General features: G+C 45.8%; 8 protein-coding genes. 1 reads left to right on the forward strand and 7 read right to left on the reverse strand.

Features of this window, described 5'->3' with window-relative positions; all coding sequences use genetic code 11:
* Positions 1–70: 70 nt before the first annotated feature.
* The 7 genes from JGK39_RS19905 to JGK39_RS19935 form a co-directional block, all read right to left on the reverse strand.
* The gene (locus JGK39_RS19905; protein ID WP_293297211.1) at positions 71–268 is read right to left on the reverse strand and encodes a hypothetical protein; all 198 of its coding nucleotides are present in this window, start codon (positions 266–268) and stop codon (positions 71–73) included.
* Complete coding sequence (locus JGK39_RS19910) at positions 265–660, reverse strand: response regulator (RefSeq protein ID WP_293249044.1); 396 nt, start codon at positions 658–660, stop codon at positions 265–267. Before JGK39_RS19910 ends, JGK39_RS19905 begins: the two co-directional genes overlap by 4 nt.
* 279 nt (positions 661–939) lie before the next feature.
* Positions 940–6,972 carry an AAA family ATPase gene (locus JGK39_RS19915; RefSeq protein ID WP_293297214.1) on the reverse strand — a complete coding sequence of 2,011 codons (6,033 nt, stop codon included), beginning with the start codon at positions 6,970–6,972 and terminating at the stop codon, positions 940–942.
* A 355-nt stretch (positions 6,973–7,327) separates the two neighbouring features.
* A complete protein-coding gene (locus JGK39_RS19920; protein ID WP_293249049.1) occupies positions 7,328–8,098 on the reverse strand; it encodes a ribonuclease HII in 771 nt (256 codons plus the stop codon).
* 2 nt (positions 8,099–8,100) lie between these two features.
* Positions 8,101–10,431, reverse strand: a complete 2,331-nt coding sequence (locus JGK39_RS19925; protein ID WP_293249052.1) for an Rne/Rng family ribonuclease — start codon at positions 10,429–10,431, stop codon at positions 8,101–8,103.
* 1,262 nt (positions 10,432–11,693) lie between these two features.
* Entirely contained in the window at positions 11,694–14,507 is a 2,814-nt protein-coding gene (locus JGK39_RS19930) for a TIGR03960 family B12-binding radical SAM protein (RefSeq protein ID WP_293249055.1), read from the reverse strand.
* 417 nt (positions 14,508–14,924) lie between these two features.
* Positions 14,925–15,269, reverse strand: a complete 345-nt coding sequence (locus JGK39_RS19935; protein WP_293249058.1) for an STAS domain-containing protein — start codon at positions 15,267–15,269, stop codon at positions 14,925–14,927.
* A 383-nt stretch (positions 15,270–15,652) separates the two neighbouring features.
* Between JGK39_RS19935 and JGK39_RS19940 the strand changes: the two genes are divergently transcribed.
* A complete protein-coding gene (locus JGK39_RS19940; RefSeq protein WP_293155487.1) occupies positions 15,653–15,847 on the forward strand; it encodes a hypothetical protein in 195 nt (64 codons plus the stop codon).
* Positions 15,848–16,368 lie beyond the last annotated feature (521 nt).

Raw genomic sequence — 16,368 nt, forward strand, 5'->3', positions numbered from 1 at the left:
AAGCTTTTAAATGAAGGAGGATTGATTATCAAATGGGGACGAAAACTCAAAAACAAAGGAAATGCCGTTATCACAATTTAAATGCGAAACAGCTTAACGGTACTTCATACCCATCTGACAATAATTCTTCAATCAACTCTAATGCTTCCTCTCCACCCTCGGCAATTTCTATGAGATAGGCATTGCCTACAGATTCTTGGAGTTCTGCTTTGAGGCTTTTGAGTACAGTGTTGTCATCATCTACACAGATAATTACCTGTTGTTTCATAGTTGAGATAAACCCGATCTAATAGTTTGCAGCAATTCAGCTTCTGACCAAGGTTTAGATAAACAGGAATGGAGATTGGCGAATTCTTTAGCTCGGTTAACAGCTTCTTCGTCAGCTTGACCTGTCAGCATAATTTTAACAACTTTAGGGAATTGCTCGTGGATGCGAATCAGTAACTCGTCTCCTTTCATACCGGGCATTAACCAATCAGAGATAATCACAACAATACTCACATCATCTTCATTTAATTCTTGAATTAAATCTAAAGCTTCCTCAGCATCCTCGGCTGCTTCATAGATATAATTATTCCCCAAGGATGATGATAGCTGCGCTCTGAGACTGTCCAATACCATTCTTTCGTCATCAACACACAAAATAACTGCTTTAGACATTTATGATTTCTCCTAAATGATTAATTGTTAGCCGGAAAATTAGTAAACTGCCTAGGAGACCCGATCGCATTTTAAGATAAAGCACATTAGGTCGATCGCCAGCGGCTCACTCAGATTAAGCAAGAACAACAGATTTACCCAGAGCCTTAGCTCAGTATAATCCATATAATGCAAGTATTCGGGATGGATTGCCCATTTCCGGCTAGAGTGGAATTATGAAGTAATTATCATTTGCGATCGTACCACAGCGATCGAACCTCCCCAATCGCCCTCACCAGTTCAGTCGCCGCTCATGGGGATAAAAACATTAAATGTAGTTTGACCGGGAATTGATTCTACTTCAATTTTCCCCTGATGTTTTGCCAAAATTTTCTTCACAATATCTAGCCCCAAACCGCTACCTTCTCCGGCCGGTTTAGTCGTAAAAAATGGGTCAAAGATTTTCGATTTAATCTCGAATGGTATCCCCTTACCGCTGTCAGTAACACTAATCTTAGCATGGCCGTCTTCCTGGGCCAAATCAATTGTGAGAGTGCCTCGGTAATCCATTGCTTGCAAGGCATTGTGCACCAGATTTGTCCACACTTGATTCAGTTCGTCTGGATAGCACAGTATCGGCGGAATTTCGGCATAGTTTCTCACTATTTCAACTCCTTGTTTGAGTTGATTTTGATAAAGGGTTAAGATTGTTTCAATGCCTTCTGTAATGCTCGCTGTTGTCTTTTCCCCCGACTGTTCGTAACGGGCATAGGTTTTTAAAGCAAACACGACTTTTGATGCTCTGTCTGTAGCTGTGTCGATCGTCGCCATACCTCTTTTTAACTCAGAAAGTTTGTAGGCGATTTCTATAATGTGCAAGCTATCGGGTTTTTGCAGCAGCGGTACAAAGCTGTCAATTTCATCATATACTCCCATCATCACTAGGCGATCGGCTGCCGTATCGGGATCTGGTATACCTAATTCTGCCAATTGGCTCCTCAAACCTCTCTTAAATTTGCGTTCTTCTTTCGTTGATAAGATTGTTTCTTGTTTGAGGGAACGCTGGAGTAAACTCAAGAAATTCTGTGCCTCTTCTGGGGAGAGACATTGAAAAAGTGCGGGCAATTCTTCTAGACTTTGATTTAAAAACTTAGAAACATTGCTGGCTGAGGAGCGAATTGCACCCAAGGGAGTGTTAACTTCGTGAGCAACTCCAGCCACAAGTTGTCCTAAAGCTGCCATTTTTTCTGATTGAATCAATCCTTCTTGTGTGGCTTCTAGTTGTTGGAGAGTATCGCTTAATTCCTGATTTTTTTGGTGCAAAGCTGATTCAGCTTGTTTGCGATCGCCAATTTCTCGCCACACTGTGTATAAAATTTCCTTACCATCTAAAGGAATTACTGTCAGCAATACTTCTACCCAAAAATCTTCTCCGTCGGTGCGGCGGTGCATCCATTCAAACCGATGACTGCCTCGCAAGAAGGCTAGGGATGTCATTTCCTGGGCTTTGTCAAAAGAGTTTCTACCGTCAGGTTGAATCTCCGGGGAAATTTGCGCCGGATGCAGGGAAAGAAGTTGTTGTTTGTCTGTGCAACGCATCATTTTGACTGTTGCGGGGTTGCAGTCGATAAAAATGCCTCCATCTAACAACAAAATAGCATCGGCAGATTGCTCGTAAAGTTGTCGAAAACGAATTTCTGACTGCTGGAGTTCTTGGGTGCGTTCTTCGACTTTAGCTTCTAAGTTGGCATAGAGTTTGGCGTTTTCTATGGAGATAGCCGCTTGGGAGGACAAGATTTGTAAGACTGCTAATCTGTCAGGAGTAAAAGCATTTGTCGTCAGATTGTTTTCTAGATACAGAATGCCGATCGCCTTTCCTTGATTTTGAATTGGCAGACACAACACCGACCTTGGTTGCTGTTGAATGATATAGGTGTCAGCCGCAAAGTTAATCTCAACCGCCGCATCATTAATTACCAAGGTTTCTTGAGTGTGCCAGACATAGTTGATGATGGTGGTGGGAATTTCCTGAGAGTCAGCAACAGCAGTAGATTCGATGTTGCTGACTTGACCGCTAACACATTGAGTTGCGATCGCCAATGAATCTCCCTCTAGCAAAATCAGAGCTCCTTTTTGGGCTCCCGCATTCTCGATCGCCACTTGCATTAAAGCGGAGAGTAACTTATCGAGGTTAATTTCTTCTGACAGGGATTGAGATGCTTTGATTACTGTTGCTAAGTCCAGAATGCCGGAAACTCCCGAACTGGAATTTGTAACAGTTGCCGCCATCATTTGAGTAATTTTATCGCTCGTGTTTGAGCTGGTTTTTAGATCGAAGATAGGGGCGAGTAATTGAGGATAGCGATTGTCCAAATCATCAAGTTTTGCTTTAGCACCCCAGCGTGCGTAGCCGTAGTAAGCATCAGCGAGATACACTCGGGCGATTTTTTCTTTACCCCATGCGAGATAAAATTTGGCAGCGAGTTCGTTGGCTAAGGATTCATTCTGAATAAAGCCGTTTTCTCTTGCAGACGCGATCGCGCGATCGTATAACTCCATTGCCTCTAAGTTTTGTCCGCGTATCCGCGCTAATTCTGCCAATACCAGCAAATATTTATGCAGGAAATTTTCTGGACAATTAGTAGCCCATATTTCCAGCTTTTCCAGATTTTTATGTAAAATTTGCTGGCGCTCGTCTTGTTCCTTAATACTAGCTGTAGGATCGAGAGCGGTTAAAATCAACGAATCATATAAATAGTGCTGGGTTATATTAAAAAAACCTCCATCTATGCCCAGCATTTTGGTATTTTCTCTTGCTATCTTAAAGGCATCTGTATATTTACCATACATATATAAAATTTGAGTTTTCAGAGTATTCAGCCAGTGTATACCAATATAAAATTGATTTCTTTCCCACTTTTGTATAGTAAATTCTTCATTAAAACCTTCACCATCAAGCCGATATTTATTATAATTTAATCCTTGTAAATTCAAGATAGTGCGCTGTAGAGTTACAAACGCAGAAATCATATTTTCATCGTTAGTTCGCTCTACAAAACTCAAAAATTTTTCAGATTCTTGATAAACGCTTTCTAGATTTTCACCCACAATAAACCTCGTCCATATACTGTAAAATACAGAAAAAATACCCCAAACAATATTACCACATTCTAGATTGGCTTCATAAGCCTTCAGGTAAAGCGCTATGTTCGATTTTAAATGCTTTTTAAAGGGATTGATGATATGAGAAAATATATTATTAACTTTTCCTATCAAAGTTATATTATTAAATTTTTCTGCTACCTTTAAAGCCAGTTCGCCAAATTCATAAGCTAATTTGTAGTCGTGCTGATTTGCCAGCATCATGCCATAATTAACATAGGCTAAGGCTGATATATCTGTATTGCCTTGTTTTAATGTCATGTTGACCGTTTTCAGCACGCACAAATTTAGCCATTGCTGATTGCTGGCTAAGTAGCTTGCTGTCCAGAAATCCCCCAGCAGATGCATCGTAACCTTTGTATCGGTATCTTCTATTTCTGCTAAATCCAGTAAATCTGCGATCTTTGTGTCTCGAAGGGTTAATAGTAGTTCCTCCGATTCGGCTGCAATAGCTGTTGGCAATTCCTCTTGTTTGCTAGGCAAATCCAATCCAAACAATCTTAAGATATCTATACCCAATTGGATGGCTTCATTATTTCTTCCCTGGGTCATGCGGAGAGCCATGTATATAGTATAAATTTCTGCTAGTTCGAGTTTCGATCGACCGTTGTTCAAAGCAGTCGTTAAAAGTTGTTCGGCTTGCTCAAAACTCCCGGTTAAATATTCGCACTCACTCCGTTGTTTGTGCAGTTCAAATTTTAATTTGTAATTTTCTTCCCAATTACAATCTAGAAGTTTCATTGCTAAGCTAAAATGGGTTATGGCTGCTTTATAGGCATTGGAATTCTTGGCTTTTTGGCCGGCGATTAAATTAAATTCTGCTACTTCAGCTTTTTCTTTCGGGTCAGAAAGCAATTGTGCACCCTGATTGAGCTGGTTGACAATATCAAATATGTTGTTTTCTAGTTCTGCTTGAGGGGTATTTTTCAACAGCAGTTGCCCAATTTTCAGGTGTGTTGATTGTTTCCGATTTTCGGGTATCAGAAAATATGCCGCTTGCTGCACGCGGTCATGTAAAAATCTGTATGGAACCGATAAATTAGATGCTTGTGCAACTTCAACTGATTCGGAGCCTTGAAAAAATTTATAAACTTCAGTAATCGGAATAACTAACCCTTCTTGCAACGCCTTCCATAGATCTGCTGCTGTTTCTGCTTGAGATTTTTCGCAAACAATTGCCAGTGTAGCCAAGTCAAATTGATTGCCAATACAAGCTGCTAGTTTCAAAATATCCTGAGTATTTACCGACAACTTTTGCAACTGAATCGCCATAAACTCGACCACATCATCGGTCAAAGCCAGGGCCCCGATTTTGGCAATATCGCACTGCCAATAACCACAACTAAAATCAAACCCAATCAACCCATCTTCATGAAGGGATTTGACAAATTGAGTGGCAAAGAAAGGATTGCCTTGAGTTTTTGTGAAAACCAGTTCTGTCAAAGGAACTGCTTGTCCTGGCGGACAACTTAGCGTATCAGCAATTAGGTGATTTAGGGAAAATTTATCTAAGGGGGTTAAAGTAATTTGATTGACTGTTGCCGCCTCTTTGCGAATTTCATCTAAGGTTAGCATCAGTGGATGGGCGCCGGAAACTTCGTTATCCCGATATGCTCCCATTAACAACAGATAGCTGGTATCCTTTTCACCTACCAACAACTGCATTAGCTTCAAAGAAGCCGAATCTGCCCACTGTAAATCATCCAAGAAAACTACTAAAGGATGCTCTTTTGTGGCGAAGACTCGGATAAATTTACTAAAGAGCAAATTGAAGCGATTTTGAGCAGCATTACCTTCAACTGCTGGGACTGCGGCCTGTTTGCCAATTAGGTGTTCTAATTCGGGGATGACATCAATAATTACCTGACCATTTTCACCTAATGCTTCTAAAATTTTAGCTTGCCATTGGCGTACTTCTGCAGAACTTTCTGAGAGTAATTGTCGCATCAAATTCTGGAATGCTTGCACCCACGCAGAAAAGGGAATGTCGCGCTTGAATTGATCGAATTTCCCTTTGATGAAATAACCTCGTTGGCGGACAATTGGTTTGTGTATTTCGTTGATTACGGCGGTTTTGCCTATGCCGGAAAACCCTGCGACGAGCACGATTTCGACTCCACCTTGCTCCCCTTTACTAAAGGGAACCAGTTCGTTGCACTGGTTCCCCGCATTGAAGGAACCGGCGCGGGAGTGGAGGGGGGTGCTGACGCGATCGAATGCTGCTAATAATGCGTTAACTTCGGTTTCTCTGCCGTAGAGTTTTTCGGGAATGACGAAGCGATCGGCGATATCTCTAACGCATAAATTAAACTTTTCTATCTTACCTGTTTCTTGCCACTGCTGCCAACATCTTTCCAAATCGTATCGCAAACCAAAAGCATTTTGATAGCGGAATTGTGGATTTTTTGCCATCAATTTTACTGCGATTTCATTCAGCGCTATCGGGATATTTGGAACCAGTTCTATGGGTGGATTTGGCAGCTTCGCGAGGTGGGAGTGAACTAACTCCATTGGATCGCCACCTATAGATTTAAAGGGTAATTCTCCTGTCAGCAGTTCGTAAAATGTAACTCCCAGCGAGTAAAAATCAGTGCGGTAATCGATACCTCGATTCATTCTCCCGGTTTGTTCGGGAGACATATAAAGCAGCGTTCCTTCCAGAACGTTAGGACTGATAATTTCTTGGTTTTCTCGGGGCAAGAGGGAAGAAATACTGAAGTCAATAATTTTGACTTCTTTGGTATTGGGATTAATTAGAATATTTTGGGGTTTAATATCTTTATGAATGATGCGATTTTGATAGAGTCCTTCTAATACTCGGACAATTTGAATTGCGATCGGTAAAAAATCTTCAATACTTAGTTGGCGATCTGCGGTATATTCGGCAAGGGAGATGCCGCCAAAATCTTCCATGACTAAGGCAAAACCGTTGCGGTAGTTTAAGAGTGCCAGCGGTTGGACAATGCCTGTTAGGGCGAGATTTTTGGTGATTGCGTACTGATTCCGAAACTGTATGAGTTCGTTAAAAGTGGGATATTCGCTTTGCAGGATTTTGATCGCGACGGGTTGTTGGTCTGATTCGGAAATCGCTCGGTAAACTTGGGTTCTGGAGCCGTTGTAAATGCGATCGAGGATGCGATACCCGGGAATTGTTAGTGAAGTATCTGTCATGGGATTTTAGATTTTAGATTTTAGATTTTAGATTTGAACTAAAACAATCCAAGTTTAGGGAAGCTTCAAGTATTTATTTTATAAGTCATTCAACCTATTGCCTAATTTTTTAGCCGTAGGGTGCGTCAGGGGGGAAATTCCCTTAGTAAGTTGTCGCCACATTCTGCCCTGACGCACCCCACAATAGCTAACCGTAGGGTGCGTCAGGGAGGAAATTCGCTTAGTAAGTTGTCGCCACATTCTGCCCTGACGCACCCTACAATAACTGCATATAGATTTAATTTTTTGGACTGGCTGGCGTGCCCACCCCACAAGTTTTAAGCAACAGAATTGTTACAATTAGATGTGCACTAGCTTATCGACAGGGACTAAAGGATGTTCGATGAAAGACAGATGCACCGTAGAGTTCTAAAGCTAACTTATGTTTAGCTGTACCATATCCTTTGTTGTTTGTCAAGTCATATTCGGGATACTTGACGGCCATACGCAGGATTAATTCATCGCGCCAAACTTTGGCGACTATGCTAGCGGCGGCAATCTGAATCGATCGCGCGTCGCCCTTCACCATCGTCTCTTGGTCGATCGCCAAATTAGGAATTCTTTGATTCCCATCAACCAAACACAAATCAGGAGTAACATTCAGCTTCAAAATCGCCCGTTTCATTGCCAACAAAGAAGCCTGCAAAATATTTAAACGGTCAATTTCCTTAACCGAAGCCGCACCAATTTGACAGTCAACCGCCACAGCCCGAATCTTCGCAGCTAATCTGCTTCGGGCGGCGGCACTCAACTGTTTGCTGTCGCGCACCCCGCAACTTACTAATTCTTCGAGAACTTCGTCGGGCAAAATGCAGGCCGCAGCCACCACTGGCCCGAACAAAGCTCCTCTTCCTACTTCATCTACACCTGCAATTATCCGAGGGAGATTGGGGGAGGGGGAGAGGGGGAGATTGGGGGAGGGGGAGATTGGGGGAGAGGGAGAGGGGGAGAGGGGGAGATGGAAAGATGGGAAGAGAGTAAAAATTTCTACTTCTTCCTTCTTCCGACTTCCTTCTTCCTTCTTCCTTCTTCCTTCTTCCTTCTTTCTTCTTTCTTCTTCCTTCTTCCCTCTTCCTTCTTCCTTCATAATCACTCATCCAAAACAGCAGAGGAGCGGCGGCGGCGGCGCCTGTTGATCGCAGGCTCCTCGGGTTCGCTCGATTCGATCGCCCGATCGGATTCGATCGCCTCATCAGATTCGATCGCCTCATGAGATTCAATGGGCTCATAGGATTCGATCGGCTCATAGGATTCGATCGGCTCCTCTGAGAAAGCCATCACCTCGTCGGCTTCTTCCATCGGCTCAAAATCATCATCGGTTTCGTCTTCGCCGATCGAACTTATGCCGTAAATTTGGGCCTCATCATCATCATCAGCATCGTCATCCTCAGCAAATACCGGCCGGGCAACCGACATTTCTGAATAATAATCCTGTTCCTCAACATTCTGTGCTGGCGCAGGCGCTTCAAATTCAAATTCGAGCTGCTCAAAAGGCGGCTTATTCGGCCCTGCTCCGGGGAGTGTCACCGAAACGATCGCATTCTTAGGATTTTTGACGCTGCGATCCGTCAGCACCAAAGGAGAAACCCCCATCAGAGCATAAACATCCTGCTCCTCCGGTGTCATTTCCACCGAAATCACCTCGGGAGGCTCCACCATCGGCTTCAGCAGCTCAGACTTAGTTGGGCGCACGCGATCGAATTCCTCGCGCCTGCCAACAGTCGCCATATTCACCAGCCCGAAGCCCTCTGAAGCTGCGCGGATACCGGGGGGTGCCTGATACTCAGAGCGCGGCTCGGCGACGGGCGTGCTGGAAGTATTCGGGAGCCGCAACTTGCTGCGTATCGGTTCCTCCTCGGCCACCACGGCAAAAGGCTCTTCGCCAATCCGGCGGCGGCGGCGCCGTCTGGTTCCGTTGCCTAAATCCTGATAGCTGGGATGGTTGAGCAAGTCCAAAGCCGAGGCGTTGCCACCGGTTTCAACAAAATCCAAACTTTCGCTAGACGGTTCCCAAGCAGCCCGAGCAGGTTCGGGGGAACGTTCTTCTCTTACTGGTGCAGCAGTTGCAGCAGCTACCGGCGCCAAGCTGCGGCGTTCCAATCCTTCTGGCAAGTTCAACATCACCCGGTTGGAGGAAGTCACAGTGCGATCGGCTGCTTCCCGCACCGCTGCCGCGAAATCTTCTTCGCCCGGGAGTTGCACCAGATGACCCAACCCGCTGCAAGTAGGGCAAGTGTGGCCGAACAACTCGTAAATATTTTGACCTTGGCGTTTGCGGGTGAGTTCTACCAGTCCCAATTCCGAGAGTTGAGCGATTTGCGGCCGAGATTTGTCAGCTTTGAGAGCTTTATTGAAATGTTCCAGCACCTGCAACTGATCGCGGCGGGATTCCATGTCGATAAAGTCAACAATAATTACTCCGGCAATATTGCGGAGTCGCAGTTGTCTGGCAATTTCCGTGGCTGCTTCGCAATTTGTCCAGAGTACCGTTTCGCGAGCCGTTGCCGATCGAGTAAACGAGCCGGAGTTGACATCGATCACCGTCAGCGCCTCAGTCGGCTCGATAATCACATAACCGCCCGAAGGTAAATCTACCCTAGGTCTGAGAGCTTCTCGAATCGCAGCGTTAACGCGGAAAAATTCTAAAATCGAGGCGCGCTCTCGGTGGTGGTCGATCAAAACTCCCGCAGGAAGTTTACCGCCGTTCCAGCTCATCAACTGCTGCTTGACTCGCTTGATGCCATTTTGCGAGTCCACCACAATCCGATTCACGTCACCGCTGAACATATCCCGCAATACCCGCTGGATAAAATCGTCATCGCGGTTGAGCAGTGCCGGCGCCCGCGTCGAACCACCTTCGAGTTGCACGGCTTCCCACTGCTTTTGCAGCACTTCCAAATCTTCCATGATGGCTTCTTCGGTCATGCCTTCGGCTTCGGTTCTTACTAGCAGCCCCATCCCGGCCGGTTTCACCAAAATAGCCAGGGCTCGGAGGCGGTTGCGCTCGGCTTCCGACTTGATGCGGCGGGATAGATTGACTCCCCTGCCGTAGGGCATCAATACCAAATATCGCCCAGGCAGAGTGATATTGCCTGTCAGCCGGGGGCCTTTGCTGCCCGTCGGTTCTTTCATCACCTGTACCAGCACTTTTTGCTGGGGGGTCAGGAGTTCTGTAATTGCTCCTGCCGATCGTTTGAGCCGCAGCGGGCCGAGGTCTGTGACGTGCATGAACCCGTTGCGTTCTGGGTCGCCAATATTGACGAAGGCCGCATCTATCCCGGGGAGTACATTTTCGACAATTCCCAAGTAAATGTCGCTGACTTGGTGGCTGCCTGTGGCTACCACGAGTTCTTGGATTTGATCTTCTGAAAAGACGGCAGCAATCCGATGCTGCTCTGCTATAACTATCTGCTTTGTCATTCAATTTCCTCAAAAAACTGGCAGCAAGTTAGAGACACTAACGCGCTTAGAGTGCCTCTGACTTTAACTGTAATTAGTAGTAGCAGGAAGAGTTATTAGTTGTGAGTTGGTGCAGGGTGGAAGGAAATTTAACTGTTAACTGTTCACTGTTTACTGTTCACTGTTCACTGTTCACTGTTCACTGTTCACTGTTCACTGTTCACTGTTCACTGTTCACTGTTCACTGTTCACTGTTACAGATAAAGTAGTTAAACCCGCCCGATCGAGAGTTATGAGTTATGCTCGGCAGATTAATCTGAGAGATAGAAATAAGGAGGCTTTGATCGAGTTAGCAATATTAAGTTGTGAGTTGAGAATTGCTTGACTCAATACTCAAAATTCAACACTTGCAACTCTTCCTTTGAACTCAGCGAATAAATTCAGCGACAATCCCACCAATTTCTTAACACACAACTGAACATACAACTTAACACTACGAACTGATAACTCCCCTTGCGTGGTGGTTGAGGGCTGGTTTTGAGCGAAAGTAAGTAGGAGTGAAAGCGTAAGGACTTTTGTTGAATTCTTGCGCGATCGCACTCAACTGACTCTACTCTTGGCATTCGACTGCAACTTTCGCCCCTGCCAACCCTAAAACCTGGTCAGTCGATTTTAGATTTTAGATTTTAGATTTTAGATTTACTGCACAGATGCAATCTGGGAGCTTGAACTAGGGTCTAAAACCTAAAATTTTGGGTTCTCCACGACGATTGTCGGGGGCTTCTCTCCGTTTTCGATCGAGGTTAGTCGATTAAAGAATTGAAGAATTTTAGATTTTAGATTTGCCGAACAGATGCAATCTGGGAGCTTGAACTATGGTCTAAAACTGCGATCTCTCTACGACTGAAGTCTGGGGCTTGTATCCGTTTTCGATCGAGGTCAAAAAGATCTATTGTTGAATACCAGCAGAGCGGCTTGAACCGCGAGATTTTTGAGTAAGCCGACGATCGACAACCAGTCGATCGAGCGAAATTAATCGATCAATTTGGTTCAGGCCCCGCTCCTGCGGGTTTGGCGCTAGATTTAGCCCGTGAATGTACAAAAAGGCTTGAAGTCTTGAACAGAAGCAATTTGCACCCAGCCCGCGTTGCTGGTTGACTCTTAGCGGCGAGCGACAAAAGCGCTCAAGCCGCTGCGGCTTCCATAACAAGCAATTATAGCGTGAAACGATACATCCCGATAGGGAAGCTAAGAGTGAAATATTCCACTGCGACTTCCCTATTTTAACCATAACCCAGGATGAGCTGACTGCGTTGTACCTGCAGAAGCTGAATTTCTTGCTGGCTAACTTGTTCGAGCATGAAAACAAGATGTTCGGGCTTGAGCAAGTTGCCATCGCTGCGACAACTGCCGGTATAGCGCAAGACGGCTGTACCTTCGGATTTGGCACTTTCGAGTTTCTGCTCTACAAGTTCGAGTTTGTGCAGCCTTTCGCGCAAATTGACATCGCGAGTCTTTCCCGACTTAGTAGTGTGCACCCGCCAAAAAGCCGAACTTTGGACGATCGCCTGTACCCAAGCCTCCCAGTTGGCAGTATCTGCGACCCTGACAGCAGCAGAATGCTCCCGGTCAGATTCGCCATTTTCTGCCCGCGACCCTGTTGCTGCGACAGTAATCACGTACTCTGCGGCTTCTAACAACTGACTGGCAGAAGGAGCTTTGAGGTCGATCGGCTCAACCCTGTAAATCGGAATATTTTCCGGCAGAGTTGCGGCCAATTTTTCCCGGAAAATCTCAATATCGATCGGCTCAGTCAGCTCAAAATCAACAATTTCCCCAGTGCTCGCAACGCCCAGAGGCAGGGCATTTGCCACAGAAATTCGAGGATTCGGGTGGAAGCCGCCGGTAAACGAAATCGGTAAATCGGCCCTGCGGACAACTCGATCGAACAATCGCAGCAAATCCAAATGGCCAACCAAAGCCATATCGCCCACCTTCCCGAACCAAACCCGAAAACGCTGTTTCCGCTGCGTATCCGGCACGAATTCCCCAGCAAACTCGGGAATTGGCAGGGCATCCACAACCACATTGTGTCCGAAATCAGTGCCGCAAACCCCGCAGCGCGAACACCCTTCAAAGGAACAGTCAGGAACCGTCGCTGCTTCCAAAGCCTTTTGCAAGTCAATTTTAAGCCAGTTTTTGTCGATCCCCGTGTCTAAGTGATCCCAAGGTAAAGGTCGATCGAGAAAGAGGGGGAGAGTGGGAGATGTGGGAAAATCTTCCTTCTTCCTTCTTCCGACTTCCATCCGACTTCCATCCGTTACATCCGTTACATCCGTTACATCCGTTACAGAATCCGTTGCCGAACTTCCTTCTTCCTTCTCCTCTTCCTTCTCAAAAAGATTCCATTCACCGCTTTCGACTTGGCGGTATTTCCAAGTAAGGCCAGATTCATCGATCGCCCTTGTCCAAGCCTTGTATGCTGTATCCAAACTTTCCCACCAAGCATCCATACCAGCGCCCAGTTCCCAAGCGCGGCGGACTACAGCGCCCAAACGCCGATCGCCCCTACCGACAAAATCCTCCATTGCCGAAATCCGCACATCAGTATAATTCACCTTGATATTTCTCATCGCTTTGAATTCACCCTTCAGCAATTTTTGCTTCCGTGAAAACTCGGCAGTAGAAACCGAATGCCACTGAAAAGGAGTGTGAGGCTTGGGCGTAAAATTAGAAATTGTCAAGTTAAAATTCAGTGACCGCCGGCCATTAAGCCTGCATTCTCTTTGCAGCCAGCGGACTGTTTCGGCGATACCCAGAACATCAAAATCTGTTTCTCCGGGCAAACCGATCATAAAATACAGCTTGATTTTATCCCAACCGCGATCGACCGCAGTTTTGACACCCCGCAACAACTCTTCGTTTGTCAAACCTTTGTTAACGATGTCGCGCATCCGCTGCGTGCCGGCTTCCGGGGCAAAAGTCAAACCGCTTTGCCGCGTGCCGCCGAGAATGTCGGCAATATTATCGTCAAATCTGTCAACCCGCTGGCTGGGTAGAGACAGAGAGATATTTTTGTCTTTGAGGCGGTTTTTGATTTCCATCCCGACAGCCGGGAGTGCCAGATAGTCGGAACAACTCAGGGAAAGCAGGGAAAACTCGCTGTGCCCGGTGGCTTTCATCCCTTGTTCGATCGCCTCTACGACTTGCTGCGGTTCCACATCGCGGGCGGGGCGAGTCAGCATTCCCGGCTGACAGAAGCGGCAGCCGCGGGTGCATCCCCGGCGGATTTCGACTGTCAGTCTGTCGTGTACTGTCTCGACGTAGGGTACTAGCCCGATCGAATAAGCTGGTATGGGAGTCGCGACTCGGCGCAGAATTTTTTCTGGGACTTGCGGGCGGTTGGGATGAACAGAACCGTCTGCTGCCATATCATAGAATTGCGGCACGTAAACGCCGGGAATTTGCGCTAAATCCAGCAGCAGTGCTTCTCGGCTCAAATTATTAGTTTTGCCTTCTGTCAAAATCAAGCCAATTTCTGGCAGCAATTCTTCTCCATCTCCCAAAGCGATGAAGTCAAAAAAGTCAGCGTAGGGTTCGGGATTGGATGTTGCGGTTTGCCCGCCAGCAAAAATCAGCGGCAAATCTCCCCCATTTTGGGCCTTTGTCGCTCTTTCTTTCCAAGTTAGGGGAATGCCGGCTAAATCCAGCATTTCCAGAATGTTTGTTGCTCCGAGTTCGTAGCTGAGGCTGAAGCCGAGAATATCAAATTCTGTGAGCGATCGCCTGGATTCTACAGCAAACAGCGGAGTTTTGGTCGTTAGCGCAGCCCTCGGAGAGGATCGCAGTTTTGCTGCTAAGTCTGGTGCGGGCAAATAAGCTCGATCGCACAACTGTCTCGGTAAGGCATTCAAAATATTGTAAAGGATGATGTGCCCGAGATTGGAAGCACCAACTTCGTACACTTCTGGGTAAGTGAGCACCCAGCGCACAGAAGCTGCATCCCAAGGCTTGCGTGCAGCCCCCAACTCGTTTCCTAGATAACGAGCAGGCTGATTGATTTCTGCTGTAAGTAATTCTTCGACTTTTACTGCCACGGCTCGACTCGCTCAATACTTGCGACTAGAGAGCAGCCTACCTTAAAATCTGCCAACACGCCAACGGCAATCAGTTGATTTTAGATTTTAGATTTTAGATTTTAGATTTTTGAATTGATTTGCAGCCCAGAGAATCACCGGAGCCTGAACAAAAGCCTAAAATTTTGGGAGCATTCACGACGATTGTACGCCGCACGGTACCCGTTTCTGGCGGCTCCTCTGTCTTTTGGGGCATTTAACTCAATTTGCTGTGTTTTGTTGCGTGTTTTCACTGATGAGCAGGTTCTAGGAGTGATTTTTTACCATAAAGAATTGGTTTAAAGCCGCAGCCCCGGGAGAAATTAAAATCCGACTATTCATTACTCCAATCCTCGGACTACCAGGTAGAGGTCGCTGCTTGCTGTCAACTGTCAACTGTCAACTGAAACTGGAGTTTGCTGCTTCAAAGCTTTCGACATTTTCAAATATCTCAAAAACTCGATCGAGTTGGCTGAGCTCAAGAATCATCCTAATCCCGGCGGAAACTGAACACAGACTAAACCTGCGTCCCATTTTTTTCGCCTGCTTGAGGCCGGAAATCAATGCCATCAAACCCGCACTGTCAATAAATGTTACTGCGCCAACATCCACGAGTACCGCTACCACCCCGGGGGCTGAAATTGCTGCGGTTAGTTGCTGTCCGAATTCTCCGGCTGTAGCTGCATTCAGGTGGTCTAGGGGTCGAATCACCGTAATTGCTTTGTGGGCAAGAAGTGTCTGCATATATCAAACCTATGATTTCTACGTATTTTCAACTACTTCACTGGACGGATGTAAGCCTAAACCTACTTGATACCTACGAGCCTAACTCGCTCTGAGGAAAACCGACCAGTTGTTTTCAGTAAGTTTACTGAATCTTTATTTATTTACTCTTTTTTATGAAATTTTCCGCAAGATTTGGGGAGTAAAGGTAAGCTACTATACGATTTTTTATTTGGGCGAGCAGGTTTAATATTGGCAATGGTAAAAATTGCGATCGACCTTGCCTTAGCTGTTAGGTTAAACGGAGCAATGTAATTGAAATCACTGGTTAGTTCTGATTTAGATCACTCGCGCGATCGACTGTTAAGATGACAATAAAGCTGTACGGAGTTCTCCGATATACTATGCAAGCAACTCATGCTATTCGTCAACTTGTAGAAAAAGCCCTCTACATTAAGCAGTTGACGCCTGACATTGAAAACGAAATCAACAACGAGCTCACCCGTTTGGGCTACATCTCGGATATTGATTATGAGGCTTTAGAGTTATTAATGGATGAAATGGATGCTGGCCGGGTGCAATTGGTATCTAGTCGATAGTTGGAACCGGAGGGCACCCAAAAATCACAAATTGAAAAAAAATCCTTGCACGGTGGGAAAAACAAAAGTCCCAGAAGCATTTACCCCGGCACGGTACTTTTCCCAGCTCACACCCAGTTGATGAGCTTGATGTTTGAGGCGATGGTTTGTTCACCTCACTATCACAAAAATACTTTGACTTCAATTAAATATATAACTTTTGGGGCTTGACAAATGAGCTTAGGAATGAGAATTAAATAACTTATAATTTGATGGTTCTTGTGGGATGGGCGGGAGAGCCCGTCCAGAAAGGACGGGCTCTCCCGCCCATCCCACTTTCAAGAGTGTAAATTATTTAATTTGCGATCCTTAGATAGTAATTTATTCTAATTATTGCTGTTACCGGACTGAGACAGAAACTTGGTTTGGAACGATCGCAATTAAATTGGTTCGCTCCTTCGGACTTCACTCATCCTCCCCATGAGAGACGACTCATATCATGTCCGGTGCATTACCATAAAAAAACGGTTCGTAGTGCGGAC

It is taken from the genome of Microcoleus sp. PH2017_12_PCY_D_A (genome assembly GCF_020738565.1).
Taxonomy (GTDB): Bacteria; Cyanobacteriota; Cyanobacteriia; order Cyanobacteriales; family Microcoleaceae; genus Microcoleus.

Excerpts from the sequence above, each read along its gene's own strand:
- JGK39_RS19935 (WP_293249058.1), bottom strand. The coding sequence starts at position 15,269 with ATGCAGACACTTCTTGCCCACAAAGCAATTACGGTGATTCGACCCCTA.
- JGK39_RS19910 (WP_293249044.1), bottom strand. The coding sequence starts at position 660 with ATGTCTAAAGCAGTTATTTTGTGTGTTGATGACGAAAGAATGGTATTG.
- JGK39_RS19905 (WP_293297211.1), bottom strand. The coding sequence starts at position 268 with ATGAAACAACAGGTAATTATCTGTGTAGATGATGACAACACTGTACTC.
- JGK39_RS19925 (WP_293249052.1), bottom strand. The coding sequence starts at position 10,431 with ATGACAAAGCAGATAGTTATAGCAGAGCAGCATCGGATTGCTGCCGTC.
- JGK39_RS19920 (WP_293249049.1), bottom strand. The coding sequence starts at position 8,098 with ATGAAGGAAGAAGGAAGAGGGAAGAAGGAAGAAGAAAGAAGAAAGAAG.
- JGK39_RS19915 (WP_293297214.1), bottom strand. The coding sequence starts at position 6,972 with ATGACAGATACTTCACTAACAATTCCCGGGTATCGCATCCTCGATCGC.
- JGK39_RS19940 (WP_293155487.1), top strand. The coding sequence starts at position 15,653 with ATGCAAGCAACTCATGCTATTCGTCAACTTGTAGAAAAAGCCCTCTAC.